Genomic DNA, 14,217 nt, shown 5'->3' with positions numbered 1-14,217 from the left:
GAAGTGTTTAACTCCAAGAACCAAGTAGGTACGATGATGTCATCTGTTCATGTCTCACAGTTAAACATCACAACTCTTAGAGCTGTAGCTCTTTTGAAGGCTAGACGTATGTCGATTTCAACACCTTAGAAGTTGTTGAAATCGGAGCAACGCATAGTGTTGGTTCTGTTCCCGTCGTTTATCAGGTTTTGAGCCTGGAGCAAAAATCCACAGTGATTTTTGTCCCAGGCTCTTTTGATTTTTAAAAGTGTTCTTGTGAATGGAGATAATTATGGGATTGAAAAGGTAGCAAAAGTCCTAAGTAAATCGCCAATAATAATACCCGCACAATTGGAACGATTTGGATTGTTGCTTCTCGAATGATTTCCAAAGTAAGTTCATCATAAGACGTACCTACTATATGCGATAAACAATTTATTTTGGAGTGAGATACCAAGAGCTAAATATAACAAGCTGATTGACAGATGTTTTTCAGGTCTGTTTCCTACTGCACAGACCATTACTTCTTTTTTAGGTTACTATTAAGTTTTCTAATTCAACAACTTTAAAGTTTTTGCGCTCTAAATATTCGATAGAAAATTATACTTATTAAATAAAGATTATTTGTTTTAAGGGATAAAACAATTGGTTTTTGATTTGATAATAACGAGAAAAAACTTATTTTTTTAAAATGAATGTGATACAATGAACTTATATACTTGTTGTATATATAAGATTGATAGAAGAAGATGTTTATTATGAAAAAATTGATTTGTTTAGCAACCCTGATTTTATTTGGCACGGTAATAGTTCCTAGTGTAACAGTTCTGGCAGAGGATACTTCAAGTGTAAGCAGCGATGGAATTACTGAAGGAGAAACTTTTTCTTCAAATGAATCAGCTCCTGTTTTCGATACTTTTGTTGAAAAGAGTACGGAGGTTATTAATATAAGCTCGTATGAAGATACAGGTTCCGGCGAAGAAGTTAAAACAGTTATTGGGGAAGAAGACGTTGTTCTGGCTACAAAAATTAATGATACCGAAAATAATCAAACTATATCAGTCGTTAATACAGGAGAAAATATTATTGTACAAAAAAGCATTTTATTAGAAGATGGAACGTACCAGGTTGAAACAGAGACGTCACCAATTATTGGTAGTTTTGATAGTGAAAAAGAAAAAATACAAGATTATAATCCTTTGCAAAGAATCTATAATGGTCCGTGGACTTATACACATTTGGCAGTAGGTAGAAATGTTTTTGCAACAATTGTTGATATGGGATTAGGTTCTTGGATAGGTTACTTTGCTTCTCTTTTTAGAATTTCGAGAGCTGCTGCTGATTTCGTTTTCGGATATATGGGTGCTCGTGGAATTTCTGCTGGAGAAAGGTTGGCAAAAGTTTTTGATAGTAATGGAAATGGTTGGGTAGCGCTCTATAAGCGAGGAGTTTATCGTTACAAAGGTGCCCCTTTGATTGGTTATCAGCATCGTACTTTTTAAATTTTTAGGAAAAGAAGTGATTAAATGCAACGATTGTTTTTTTATTGGATTAATTACACATTACTAATTCTATTTATAGTGATGGTTATTCTAGGAGTTGTTCAGTTAGCTGTTAAAAAAGAATCAGAAATCACTTTTTATACAACTTTTTTTGGCATCATTTTTGGTATATCTTTTATGAGTGCGTATTACGCCAATAAAAAGAGTAATAGGATGTTCTTTTGGCTAACAACTTTTCTGTTGATGTATGTTCCTAAAAAAATAGTAGATTATCTAAATGTACCTTTGTTAAAGATTTCGGTAGCAAACTATTTTATAGTGCTGTTCGGCATACTGATACTAATTTTTTCCCAAAAATATATTAAAAAACAAACGTAAAAAGAAATGGAGCAGATTGTGTATTGTCATCTGTTCCATTTCTTTTTATTTGTATCAAGATAAGTGAGTCATCTCTTTTACTCGTCTTCTAAATTTTCCAATTCTACAACTTTAAAGTTTTTCCGCTCTAAATGTTCTACAATGGCTGTACACGTTTCGGCAGTTGTGCCGGCTGGTAAAGTAATAAGTGTGCGACGAACAAATTCTTCACTATCAACATCCAATGTAATACAGCTGGCGATGCTGCTATATTTGGCAATGATTTTTGAAATGGCTGCTAAGTCGCCTTGTTGACCAACTGAAGCAATTGTTAAAACGTAGCTCCCTTGTTTTACATTCCAAGATTGCGCTAAAATATTTAATAAGGTGCTGTGTGTTAAAATGCCGTAAAAATAATTATTTTCATCTAAAACAGCAATGTAAGGTAGTTCTTTAATAGTAAAAAATACCTTGAAAAATGAAGTGTTGACATAAATAAATTTTGTGGCATTTTTTAACAAATAGGTAACAGGTAAACTCATATCACCACCGTTTGCTTTATGGCGGTAAATATGCATTTTATAGATATTTCCTCGGAAAATTTTTCCAGATTCGTCTAAAATTGGGACACAACGGTAACCTGAGTCTTCTAAAATAGAAAGAGCTTCTTCTAGAGTACAAGATTCATTGACTGTTGTTAAATTATCTTTTTTAATAACTACAGATTTTAATAACATAAACAGGCCTCCTAAGGGTTCATTTTTAATAAATTTATCATATCATAACTTAGCAGAAAACAATAGCTGAGACCTCAGAATAAAAGCAATTTTGTTAAAATAAATAGAAAATAAAGAAAAATCAGATATTTTATAAAAGAAATCAAGCACGTATTCGCGATAATGGTAAAAAATTACGTAAGAATCGGTACAGCGCTTCTTTAAAAAGTAAATTAAACTTTGACAACTTTTTCGAATAATGGTACTGTTAAGAAGTAAATTTGTGAATAGAGGAGGTCGAAGAACATGGCAACAAAGAAAGCAGCTCTTGCTTGTTCCGTTTGTGGCTCTCGCAACTATTCTAAATCCGTTAGTGAAGGTAAACGTGGCGAACGCTTAGAAATCAATAAATTCTGTAAATATTGTAATCAATACACGTTACATAAAGAAACGAAATAGATTTAGAGGAGGGTATCAACATGAAATTTTTCCGCAGCGTTGCTGATGAGATGAAGCAAGTAACTTGGCCAACAAAAAAACAATTGCGTAAAGATACATTAGTTGTAATTGAAACATCTATTTTATTTGCAGCATTGTTCTTTATCATGGATACTGTTATCCAAACGGCATTTGGCTGGATTTTAAAATAATTAATTCTAGTATTTCCCGACGAGGGGTGCTATAATAGTATTCGAGAAAAAGCTTCGGGAAACTGAGCTTTTTTTATTTGCTCGAAAAAAATAAACTAAAACATTTAAAGGAGCCGAATCAGTAATGGAAACTTTTGAAAGAAATTGGTACGTATTGCACACCTATTCAGGCTATGAAAATAAAGTAAAAGCAAACATTGAATCACGTGCACAAAGCATGGGGATGGGCGATTATATTTTTCGTGTCGTTGTACCAGAAGAAACAGAAAAAGAAGTCAAAAATGGTAAAGAAAAAGAAATCGTTCATAAAACTTTCCCTGGTTATGTGTTAGTGGAAATGATTATGACCGATGATTCTTGGTATATTGTTCGTAACACGCCAGGCGTAACTGGTTTTGTAGGCTCACATGGTGCCGGTAGTAAACCCGCTCCTTTATTACAAGAAGAAATTAATCACATTTTACGTTCAATTGGCATGAGCACCCGTCAATCAGACTTAGAAGTAGCGCTAGGCGATACAGTGAAAATTATCGAAGGTGCCTTTTCTGGTCTTGAAGGTGTTGTGACAGAAATCGATGAAGAAAAACAAAAATTAAAAGTAAACATCGATATGTTTGGTCGTGAAACAAGTACAGAATTAGACTTTGAACAAGTCGATAACATTGATTAATAAACAAGCTGACAAACTATTGTTCAGCTGATTGATACAGATTGTAGGGTCTGGAAAAGCAGTCAACTGACTTCTTTTCCAAGCCCTTTTTTAGTTCATCGCAGAAAGGAATGAAAAAAATGAAACATGCCCAAAAATATCGTTATTTTTCTTTGCTAATGGGTCTTGTTCTATTATTAAGTGCTTGCCAAATTGAGGCAACCACGAAGAATGACAATCAAGCCGCCACAAAAGAAGCAACTGTTGAGTTAAACCGCACAACAACACCAACACTTTTTTTTCATGGTTACGCGGGAACTAAAAATTCGTTTGGCTCGTTACTGCATCGCTTGGAGAAACAAGGTGCCACAACTCAAGAATTAGTGCTACTCGTTAAACCTGATGGGACCGTGGTTAAAGAGCGAGGAGCTTTAAGTGGCAAAGCGACGAATCCCAGTGTTCAAGTTCTATTTGAAGATAATAAAAACAATGAATGGAATCAAACAGAATGGATAAAAAACACATTACTCTATTTACAAAAAAATTATCAAGTGAACAAAGCCAATATTGTCGGGCACTCTATGGGCGGTGTTAGTGGCTTACGTTATTTAGGAACCTATGGGCAAGACGCATCGTTACCTAAAATTAAAAAATTCGTCAGCATTGGAGCACCTTTCAATGATTTTATTGATACGAGTCAACAGCAAACCATCGAAACGGAACTAGAAAACGGCCCCACAGAAAAAAGTAGCCGCTATTTGGATTATCAAGAGATGATTAATGTTGTTCCAGAAAAACTGCCCATTTTATTAATTGGTGGTCAATTAAGTGCAACAGATTTAAGTGATGGAACGGTGCCGTTATCTAGTGCCTTAGCAGTCAACGCCTTGCTAAGACAGCGAGGAACTCAAGTCACTAGCCAGATTATTAAAGGAGAAAATGCACAACATAGTCAATTACATGAAAATCCTGAAGTAGATCAATTGCTAATCGAATTTCTATGGCCGAGTAAAAAATAGTAAAAAGGCACATGTTCCATAAAAAATGGAACATGTGCCTTTTTCTATACTTTGGCTAGCGAAATAGCTTTTTTCAGCTATAATAAATAAAATTATTTATTTTTAGGAGATATTGGAATGGGATCCTCATGATTTAAATAAGCACAAATCAAGGCTTCAAAGGTGATTAATGTTTGGCCAAAAAACATTTGTGGCTGAGCGACACTTGTTGAAAACGGGCTGTAAGAGTCAGTTGAAAAAACGAGATCTGCCAGTCGACCAAGAGTTGAATTTTTGGCACCAACAAAAGAAATGATAGGATGTTTTTTCTCTTTCGCAAGCAGAGCTGTTTCTTTTAAGTATTTTTCTTCACCAGAATGTGAAAGGATGATAAAAAGAAAATTCTGATTATTTTGACTATTTATCGAATGAGTATGGGCTGTTGTGATACTGGGGATGCCATGAAAATTGAAAACTTCACTAATGTAAGCCGCCAAATGTCGTGAAAAGTCATGACCTAAAATAACAAATAAATGACTCTTGTGTTTGGCAAGCAGTCGACAAAACTCGTTGGTTGTTTCAAATGAAGGTGCTGTTTCAAAAGGGATTGGCTGAGAAAAATGGGCTTCTTTTAATTTGTAAATAAGTTCATTATAACCTGATAAATTTAATTTTTTGGCTAAACGAATGATGGAACTAGGCGAAGAAAAGCAGTGTTTGGCAACTTCTCGAATACTCAAATCGGCCGCGTTCGTACTTTGTTGATCCAAATAATACAAAATCTGACTTTCTGTTTTTGTTAAATGATACGTTTCTTTTAAGTAATCTAAGTTCATGAGCAAACCTCCTTTATCAGATTATAAATAATTTTGTGGGAAAAAGGTATCAAAAAATAAAAAATGAGGTGTTTTTATGAAAAGGGCAACAAAGCAAAGGCTGTCTTTGGCAGCAATCATGGTTCTACTTCTCTCGGGCTGTGGAAGTGTTGGGAAAGAAACCAAAAAGCAAGAACAACAGGTATTACGGGTCGGGATTGATTCGGAATTATCAACGGCAGACGTGTCGTTGGCAATGGATAATACCGCAGCAGATGTAATGAGCCAAGTAGGGGAGGGACTTTTCTCCTTTGACGAAAAAGGAGAAGCTAAACCAGCATTGGCAACTGAAAAAGTACAGCCCTCCAATGATGGTTTAATCTATACTTTTACGATTCGAAAAGATGCAAAATGGAGTAACGGCGAGCCAATCACAGCCAATGATTTTGAATATTCTTGGAAGCGCACAGTGGACCCAAAAACAGCTTCCCCGCAAGCGTATTATTTTGAAGGGCTAAAAAATTATCGTGCTATTGTTGACGGTGGCAAATCTAAAGAAGAGTTAGGGGTAACAGCCATTGATGACCATACCTTGGAAGTAGAGCTAAGCTATCCTATGAGTTATTTTCAACAATTATTGGCGGTGCCAGCTTTTTATCCTTTAAATGAAGCATTTGTCGAAAAAACGGGCAAAAACTATGGTACATCAGCTGAGTCAACACTTTACAATGGCGCCTTCACATTAGAAGGTTGGGATGGCACGAATAATACTTGGTCCTATGTGAAGAATAAAAATTATTGGGATCAAGCGAATGTTTCGCTAGATAAGGTGGATGTCCAAGTAGTTAAAGAAGTCAATACTGGGAAAAATCTTTTCGAAGGGAAAGAATTAGATGTTGTAAAAATTTCTGGAGAAATTGTTGCACAAGAACAAGGCAATGCAGCTTTGAAAATTCGTGAAATTCCTGGAACGTATTATATCCAATTAAATACGCAAAAAGATCTTTTGGCAAATAAGAATGCACGTCGAGCAATAGCATTATCATTAAATTCTGAACGTTTAGCTAAAAATGTTTTAAATGATGGCTCAAAAAAAGCACTTGGCTTCGTGCCAACAGGTTTCACTAATCAAGAAACGCAAAAAGATTTTGCAGAGGAATTAGGAGATTTAAATCCTAGTGAACCAGAAAAAGCGAAAGAGTTATGGCAAACAGCTAAAAAAGAATTAGGAATTGAAAAAGCGGAGCTAACCATTTTAAGTTCGGATACAGAAAATGCAAAAAAAATCAGTGAGTATGTTCAAGGAGCTTTAGCAGATAATTTAGAAAATTTAACAGTCAATGTTTCGCCAGTTCCTTTTAATAATCGTTTAGAAAAAAGTCGCAGCGGAGATTTCGACATTGTGGTTGGTGGCTGGACGCCAGTATATGCTGATCCAATCGATTTCTTAAACTTATTGCAATCAAAAAATTCCAATAATTTTGGTAAATGGTCTAATAAGACCTTTGATCAGTTGCTTCAAGAAGCAAACGTAACTTATGCAAATAAATATGAAGAACGTTGGAAAACATTACAAAAAGCGGATCAATTGGTTGCGGAAGAAGCCCCCCTAGTTCCTCTTTATCAATTAACAGAAGCACGCTTAGTGGCCGATTCTGTCCAAAATTTAGTCTATGGTCCATTAGGTTCAGGCTATTACAAATCAGTCTCTATCAGTGATAAGTAAAGGTTGGGAAAAAATGAAACAAAGTCAAGCTGTTCAATTAATTCAGGAACTTTCAAATGCTAATGGTGTTTCAGGCTTTGAAACAGAAGTCGTTAGAATCCTTCAACACGCAACTGCGGATTTTACTATTCAACGGCTAGATGCCATTAAAAATTTATATCTTGAGAAGAAAAATAATCTAAGTGAAGGTCCAGTTGTGCTTTTTGATGCTCATAGTGACGAAGTGGGTTTTATGATTCAAGCAATTAAAGAAAACGGCTTGTTGCGTTTTCTTCCGTTAGGTGGCTGGGTCCCAAATACGATTTCTGCACAAAAAGTTCGGATTCGTAACCGGGAAGGTACCTATCTGCCAGGCGTAGTTACTAGTCGGCCCCCTCATTTTATGACACCAGAGGAACGTCAGCGGCCATTAACCATTGCTGATTTGACGATCGACATTGGTGCTACCTCAAAAGAAGAAGTAATTGAAACGTACAAAATCGATCTTGGTGCACCGGTCATTCCAGATGTGACGTGCTGTTACAACGAACAGACAGATCTTTTTTTAGGAAAAGCTTTTGATTGTCGCATTGGCTGTGCTTGCTTAGTGGATGTCATGGAGGAGTTGAAAGAAGAGACGCTTCCATTCAAGTTAGTTGCGACAGTAACTGCACAAGAAGAAGTTGGCGAAAGAGGAGCACTTATTGCCGCAAAGCAAGTCAATCCTGATTTAGCTATTGTTTTCGAAGGCTGCCCGGCTGATGATACGGCAGAAACGCCAGAGATGATTCAATCAGCAATGGGAAAAGGACCGATGTTACGTTATTTTGATGTTTCTATGATTACGAATCCGGAATTTCAAGAGTATGCACTAGAGATTGCTAAAATACACAAAATTCCTGTTCAAGTTTCTGTTCGAAGTGGTGGTGGAACCAATGGCATGGCGATTACACAAGTTCAAGGAGCCCCGACGATTGTTGTAGGAATTCCTGTCCGTTACGCTCACACACCCCATTGCTATGTAGATTTTCAAGATTACCAAGCGGCGAAAGAATTAGTCATTCAATTAATCAAAAATTTAGATGCTGACAAAATTCAAGCACTGGTTCAGCCATTGTCAAAGGAGTGGAACAAATGAAGATTTATGTATCATGCGATATTGAAGGATTAGCAGGTATTGCGACATTTGATATGGAAAAAGAAGACACCGTTTTATTTCGAGAATTATATCACCAACATGTGGCTTGGTTGATTGAAGGGATTCAAAAGAGTGCCAAAAATGAACAAATTACAGAAATTACTATTGCCGATTCGCATAGCCGTGGATTGAATTTAGCTTATGCGCGCTTGGCAGAAATGGATGAACGAATTTCCTTAGTGAGCGGCTTTCCTCGCATGGATTATATGATGAGTGGCTTGGATAGTAGCTATGATGTGGTCTTTTTCTTAGGTTATCATGCCGGTATTGGCAAACAAAAAGGGAATATGGATCATGGGTATAGCGCTAGTGTTGCTTATGATTTAAAAATAAACGACTTAGCGATGAATGAAACGACAATTAATGCAGCTTACGCTAGCGAATTAGGTGTCCCTGTTGGTTTAATTATCGGTGAATCAGGCTTAGAGGAACAACTTTTTCAAGAAAAAATGATGCCCGAAGTTCCCTTTGTTTCCACCAAAGAATCTCTGGGACGTTATGCAATCAAAAATAGACCCATGCAACAAGTTCGGGAAGCTATCGTAGCAACTACAAGTCAGGTGTTAACTTCCTTTTCGTTGTCTGAATTACCCCGATATACCTTGCAAACACCAGCAACTGTAAAATTGCAATGCGTGACGACAGCACAAGCAGATCGTATTGAAATGTTACCAATGATTAAACGCATTGATGGTAGAACTGTTTCATTTGTAGGTGAAACGATGAAAGATGTCATGAATGGAATTGTCGCTGTGGTTGGTTTAGGCGGAACAAGTTATTAAAGAAGAAGCTTACGGAAAAACGAATGGACGTTTTTTTCTGTAAGCTTCTTGCTATAGTTATTTCTATTTTTGTTTCTCTAGAATTTCTTTGCTTAAACGTTGTGCAGTTGGTGTCACCGCAAGACCGCCTTCAGCGGTTTCCTTGAAAATTTGTGGCATTTGGCGTCCCACTTGGTACATTGCGTGGATGACTTCATCTGGCGGAATGACACTTCGAATCCCCGCTAAAGCCATATCAGCTGAGATGAAGGCTTGAGAAGAACCTAATGCATTTCGCTTCACGCAAGGGACTTCAACAAGTCCTGCAACAGGATCACAAATGAGGCCCATCATATTTTTTATCGTAATGGCCACAGCTTGAGCAGATTGATCAGGCGTACCGCCAGAAGCCGCAACTAAAGCGGCGCTCGCCATTGCACTAGCAGAACCGACTTCAGCTTGACAACCACCTTCGGCACCGCTGATTGAGGCATTGTTGGCAATCACTAAGCCAAAAGCCCCAGCGGTAAATAGAAAATCCAATTGTTGCTGATGCGTTAACTTTAAGCGATCAATAACTGCCAACAAGACGCCAGAAACTACTCCGGCACTGCCTGCGGTTGGTGTAGCACAAATCAAGCCCATTTTTGCATTAACTTCATTAACAGCAATCGCATTTCGCACGGCTTGTAAAATGGTCTCACCGCTTAAAAAGTTACCTGAATGTATGTAATCATTTAAGCGGGTTGCATCGCCACCAGTTAGCCCTGTTACTGAGGTAACACCAGCGATTCCTTCAGCGACAGATTGTTTCATAACGGCTAGATTTTTTTCCATTGTTTCAATAATTCGTTCACGAGAATACCCGCCATGAGCCATTTCTGTTGCAATCATTAATTCGCTCACAGAAGGGTACTCTTTCGCTTGAGCTACCAAATCTTCAATTGAATAAAACATCGTATTACTCCTTTACGTTCATTTAGTCAAAATAGTTGACGCTATATATATGAGGGATTTCAGCTAATTGCATGACAATGTCACCGACTTCGGCTTGATCAACTTCAATAATCATAATCGCTTTTTCCCCTTTAGATTCTCGGGTAACGGTCATTGTACTAATATTGATATCGCTAGCTGAAAGGATGTTGGTCACCTTAGCAATCATGCCAGGAACATCTTGATGGACAACGATAAATGTTGGCGTGCCCATACTTAAAGACAATTTGAAGCCATTTAATTCAGAAATTTGAATGTTTCCACCACCAATTGAAATTCCTGTCACAGATAGTTTTCGGTCGCCAGAAGAAACCACAATTTTAACGGAATTAGGGTGGTCTGCTTTTTCACTTTTAGGAATAAAACAAACTTCCATTCCTTGTTCATAAGCAATTTCCAAAGAATTGGCTAGTTGCTCATCATCTGGTTCCATACCTAAAAGGCCGCCAACTAAGGCGATATCTGTTCCGTGACCACGATAAGTTTTAGCAAAAGACTCATATAAATAAATGTCAACGCTATCAGGTTGCTGTCCAAAAATACTCCGAACCACTTTTCCAATTCTTGCCGCTCCAGCTGTATGAGAACTGCTTGGACCAATCATAACAGGTCCGATAATATCAAAAACACTATTAAAGCGTAACTCTTCCATTTCAGCACCTTCTTCATTAGAATATGTTTTCATTGGAAGTCTAACACAAAAAATGGCGGGGAACTAGGCAATCGCTTGTGTTTTAGCGAATAATTTAAATTTTTATCAGAATGAAAGCAAGGGGCCTTCGTTGACAAATCAGTGAAGAGATGCTAAATTCTAGATAATAAAAGACGAAAAGAGGGATTCGTGCGTTGAAAATTTAAGTTAATTTTTTAGAGAAACTGTATAACTTTGCCTGATTATAACGGGTGGAGTGTGCGGATTTTCGGAAATTAGCTTAAAGAATTCAGCCACGGGTCTTTTTGTATACCTTGGATTGATGCCGCTGATTTCCGTAAAGCTGCATCAATTTTGCTTTATGGAGGTATATTTATGTCGAAAATTGAACTAAAACAACTATCTTTTGCCTATGATAATCAAGAAGCGTTGCTTTTTGATCAGGCAAATATCACGATGGATACCAATTGGAAATTAGGATTGATTGGCCGCAATGGCCGTGGGAAAACAACCTTATTAAGATTGTTACAAAAGCAGTTGGATTACCAAGGAGAGATTCTTCATCAAGTCGATTTCGTCTATTTTCCACAAACAGTTGCAGAAGAACAACAGCTCACTTATTATGTCTTACAAGAGGTGACTTCTTTTGAACAGTGGGAATTAGAACGAGAATTAACGCTTTTAAACGTTGATCCTGAAGTTTTATGGCGGCCCTTTTCTTCTTTATCAGGCGGCGAAAAGACGAAAGTTTTATTAGGTCTTCTTTTTATTGAAGAAAATGCCTTTCCTTTAATTGACGAGCCAACAAATCATTTAGATCTAGCTGGCAGACAACAAGTGGCTGAATATTTGAAGAAAAAGAAACATGGATTTATTTTAGTCAGCCACGATCGGGCATTTGTTGATGAAGTGGTTGATCATATTTTGGCGATTGAAAAAAGTCAATTGACACTGTACCAAGGGGATTTTTCTATTTATGAAGAGCAAAAAAAATTAAGAGATGCTTTTGAACTGGCAGAAAATGAAAAAATCAAAAAAGAAGTCAATCGCTTGAAAGAAACCGCTCGTAAAAAAGCGGAATGGTCGATGAACCGTGAAGGTGATAAGTACGGCAACGCTAAGGAAAAAGGGAGCGGGGCGATTTTTGATACAGGAGCCATTGGTGCCCGGGCAGCGCGCGTAATGAAGCGCTCGAAACATATTCAACAACGCGCCGAAACACAATTAGCAGAAAAAGAAAAACTATTAAAAGATCTTGAGTATATTGATTCTTTGTCAATGGATTATCAGCCAACGCATCACAAAACATTATTGACGGTGGAAGAGCTTCGTCTAGGCTACGAGAAAAATTGGCTGTTTGCGCCAATTTCTTTTTCAATAAACGCGGGAGAAATTGTCGGAATAACAGGAAAAAATGGCTCAGGAAAATCGAGCTTAATTCAGTATTTATTGGATAATTTTTCTGGGGATTCAGAAGGCGAAGCCACTTTGGCTCACCAATTAACCATTTCTTATGTGCGCCAAGATTATGAAGACAATCAAGGAACTTTATCCGAATTTGCAGAGAAAAATCAGTTAGATTACACTCAATTTTTAAATAACTTACGAAAACTTGGGATGGAGCGTGCCGTTTTCACTAATCGAATTGAACAAATGAGTATGGGGCAACGGAAAAAAGTCGAAGTAGCCAAATCATTGTCTCAATCAGCAGAGCTTTATATTTGGGATGAACCCCTTAATTACTTGGATGTGTTTAATCATCAACAATTAGAAGCGCTAATCTTATCTGTGAAGCCTGCAATGCTAGTGATTGAGCATGATGCGCATTTCATGAAGAAAATAACGGATAAAAAAATTGTCTTGAAATCATAAAAACATCTTGAAAAAGTAAAGGGAATCCTGTATAGTAATAGGGTATGTTTTAAATGTACGTTGAGTGGGAGGGGAAATCTCAACCCCATTAACCACGCACGAGAACTTAAGGAGGTATTTTCGTGGCTAAAAAAGTAGAAAAAATCGTTAAATTACAAATTCCTGCGGGGAAAGCAACACCAGCTCCACCAGTAGGTCCAGCGTTAGGTCAAGCAGGTATCAACATCATGGGATTCACTAAAGAATTCAATGCTCGTACAGCTGACCAAGCAGGCTTGATTATTCCAGTAGTAATCTCTGTATATGAAGATCGTTCATTTACATTCATTACTAAAACACCACCTGCTGCAGTCTTATTGAAAAAAGCTGCAAAAATCGAAAAAGGTTCAGGTGAACCAAACAAAACTAAAGTTGCAACAGTTTCAAGCGATCAAGTGAAAGAAATCGCTGAACTTAAAATGGCAGACCTAAACGCCGCTGACGTTGAAGCAGCAATGCGCATGGTTGCAGGAACTGCACGAAGCATGGGTATCATCGTAGAATAATTTTTATTCCACACTTACTCAAAGAAGTAGCTTCTCAGTTCGTTTCATATTTAAAGATATGAAAGACGTGGGAGGTACAACCGTTATAACCACAATCAAGGAGGAAACAAAATGGCTAAAAAGAGCAAAAAAATGCAAGAAGCATTGAAAAAAGTTGATGCTACAAAAGCTTACTCAGTTGAAGAAGCAGTAGCTTTAGCAAAAGATACAAACATCGCGAAATTTGACGCAACAGTTGAAGTTGCTTACAAATTGAACGTTGACCCTAAAAAAGCAGACCAACAAATCCGTGGAGCAGTTGTGCTTCCAAACGGAACTGGTAAAACACAAACTGTTTTAGTATTCGCTAAAGGCGAAAAAGCTAAAGAAGCTGAAGCTGCTGGTGCAGATTTCGTAGGCGACGACGACATGGTTGCAAAAATCCAAGGTGGATGGTTCGACTTTGACGTAGTTGTTGCGACTCCTGACATGATGGCTACAGTTGGTAAATTAGGCCGTGTCTTAGGACCAAAAGGTTTAATGCCAAACCCTAAAACTGGTACTGTAACAATGGACGTTACAAAAGCTGTTGAAGAAGTTAAAGCTGGTAAAGTAACTTACCGCGTTGACAAAGCTGGTAACATCCACGTACCAATCGGTAAAGTTTCATTTGATAACGAAAAATTGGTTGAAAACTTCAACACAATTAACGACGTATTATTGAAAGCTAAACCATCAACTGCTAAAGGTCAATACATCAAAAACATTTCAGTAACAACAACATTTGGACCTGGAATCCACGTTGACCAAGCTTCTTTCTAATTTGAAAGAAAATAATTAAAA

Annotated in this window: 15 protein-coding genes; 11 read left to right on the top strand and 4 right to left on the bottom strand. The window is 37.3% G+C overall.

The features are described 5' to 3' along the window. The first annotated feature begins 737 nt into the window (after nucleotides 1-737). Complete coding sequence (locus tag IGK03_RS10990) at nucleotides 738-1,481, top strand: hypothetical protein (RefSeq protein ID WP_010707187.1); 744 nt, start codon at nucleotides 738-740, stop codon at nucleotides 1,479-1,481. 455 nt (nucleotides 1,482-1,936) lie between these two features. Here IGK03_RS10990 and cbpA read toward each other — a convergent pair whose 3' ends face one another. Further along, a complete protein-coding gene (gene cbpA / locus IGK03_RS10985) occupies nucleotides 1,937-2,575 on the bottom strand; it encodes a cyclic di-AMP binding protein CbpA (protein WP_002365057.1) in 639 nt (212 codons plus the stop codon). Nucleotides 2,576-2,860: 285 nt separating this feature from the next. On the opposite strand from cbpA, the gene rpmG reads away from it, so the two are divergent. The 4 genes from rpmG (at nucleotide 2,861) to IGK03_RS10965 (ending at nucleotide 4,872) form a co-directional block, all read left to right on the top strand. After that, nucleotides 2,861-3,013, top strand: coding sequence for a 50S ribosomal protein L33 (gene rpmG / locus IGK03_RS10980; protein WP_002356408.1), 153 nt, complete (start codon nucleotides 2,861-2,863; stop codon nucleotides 3,011-3,013). 20 nt (nucleotides 3,014-3,033) lie between these two features. After that, nucleotides 3,034-3,204, top strand: a complete 171-nt coding sequence (gene secE / locus IGK03_RS10975; protein ID WP_002356409.1) for a preprotein translocase subunit SecE — start codon at nucleotides 3,034-3,036, stop codon at nucleotides 3,202-3,204. 124 nt (nucleotides 3,205-3,328) lie between these two features. After that, nucleotides 3,329-3,874: a transcription termination/antitermination protein NusG gene (nusG, locus tag IGK03_RS10970; protein WP_002384070.1), complete on the top strand. Its 546-nt coding sequence runs from the start codon at nucleotides 3,329-3,331 to the stop codon at nucleotides 3,872-3,874. 110 nt (nucleotides 3,875-3,984) lie between these two features. Continuing rightward, nucleotides 3,985-4,872 carry an alpha/beta fold hydrolase gene (locus tag IGK03_RS10965; protein ID WP_202334899.1) on the top strand — a complete coding sequence of 296 codons (888 nt, stop codon included), beginning with the start codon at nucleotides 3,985-3,987 and terminating at the stop codon, nucleotides 4,870-4,872. Nucleotides 4,873-4,964: 92 nt separating this feature from the next. On the opposite strand, the gene IGK03_RS10960 is transcribed toward IGK03_RS10965, so the two are convergent. Beyond that, entirely contained in the window at nucleotides 4,965-5,687 is a 723-nt protein-coding gene (locus IGK03_RS10960; RefSeq protein WP_010823921.1) for a MurR/RpiR family transcriptional regulator, read from the bottom strand. 76 nt (nucleotides 5,688-5,763) lie between these two features. Between IGK03_RS10960 and IGK03_RS10955 the strand changes: the two genes are divergently transcribed. The 3 genes from IGK03_RS10955 to IGK03_RS10945 are packed head-to-tail and all read left to right on the top strand — an operon-like array spanning nucleotide 5,764 to nucleotide 9,351. Next, entirely contained in the window at nucleotides 5,764-7,392 is a 1,629-nt protein-coding gene (locus tag IGK03_RS10955) for a peptide ABC transporter substrate-binding protein (protein WP_070415714.1), read from the top strand. Nucleotides 7,393-7,405: 13 nt separating this feature from the next. Next, the gene (locus tag IGK03_RS10950; RefSeq protein WP_202334897.1) at nucleotides 7,406-8,509 is read left to right on the top strand and encodes a M42 family metallopeptidase; all 1,104 of its coding nucleotides are present in this window, start codon (nucleotides 7,406-7,408) and stop codon (nucleotides 8,507-8,509) included. Next, nucleotides 8,506-9,351: a M55 family metallopeptidase gene (locus IGK03_RS10945; RefSeq protein ID WP_016616642.1), complete on the top strand. Its 846-nt coding sequence runs from the start codon at nucleotides 8,506-8,508 to the stop codon at nucleotides 9,349-9,351. The genes IGK03_RS10950 and IGK03_RS10945 overlap by 4 nt, the downstream gene beginning before the upstream one ends. A 63-nt stretch (nucleotides 9,352-9,414) precedes the next feature. On the opposite strand, the gene sdaAA is transcribed toward IGK03_RS10945, so the two are convergent. Together sdaAA and sdaAB are read right to left on the bottom strand one after the other, a co-directional pair. Beyond that, nucleotides 9,415-10,287, bottom strand: a complete 873-nt coding sequence (gene sdaAA, locus IGK03_RS10940; protein ID WP_002367199.1) for an L-serine ammonia-lyase, iron-sulfur-dependent, subunit alpha — start codon at nucleotides 10,285-10,287, stop codon at nucleotides 9,415-9,417. A 22-nt stretch (nucleotides 10,288-10,309) separates the two neighbouring features. Further along, nucleotides 10,310-10,978, bottom strand: a complete 669-nt coding sequence (gene sdaAB, locus IGK03_RS10935; protein WP_002414070.1) for an L-serine ammonia-lyase, iron-sulfur-dependent subunit beta — start codon at nucleotides 10,976-10,978, stop codon at nucleotides 10,310-10,312. Between the two features lie 375 nt (nucleotides 10,979-11,353). On the opposite strand from sdaAB, the gene lsa(A) reads away from it, so the two are divergent. The 3 genes from lsa(A) to rplA all read left to right on the top strand — a co-directional run bounded on the left by lsa(A) (nucleotide 11,354) and on the right by rplA (nucleotide 14,196). Further along, complete coding sequence (gene lsa(A) / locus IGK03_RS10930) at nucleotides 11,354-12,850, top strand: ABC-F type ribosomal protection protein Lsa(A) (protein ID WP_010713140.1); 1,497 nt, start codon at nucleotides 11,354-11,356, stop codon at nucleotides 12,848-12,850. Nucleotides 12,851-12,972: 122 nt separating this feature from the next. Beyond that, nucleotides 12,973-13,395 (top strand): 50S ribosomal protein L11, encoded by a 423-nt coding sequence (gene rplK, locus IGK03_RS10925; RefSeq protein ID WP_002356424.1) that lies wholly within the window; start codon nucleotides 12,973-12,975, stop codon nucleotides 13,393-13,395. A 111-nt stretch (nucleotides 13,396-13,506) separates the two neighbouring features. Then, nucleotides 13,507-14,196, top strand: coding sequence for a 50S ribosomal protein L1 (gene rplA / locus IGK03_RS10920; RefSeq protein ID WP_002356425.1), 690 nt, complete (start codon nucleotides 13,507-13,509; stop codon nucleotides 14,194-14,196). Nucleotides 14,197-14,217: the final 21 nt, after the last annotated feature.

Origin of the sequence: Enterococcus sp. DIV2453a (assembly GCF_050533535.1) — a bacterium.
GTDB lineage: Bacteria > Bacillota > Bacilli > Lactobacillales > Enterococcaceae > Enterococcus > Enterococcus faecalis.
This window is presented reverse-complemented; position numbering and strand designations above follow the sequence as displayed.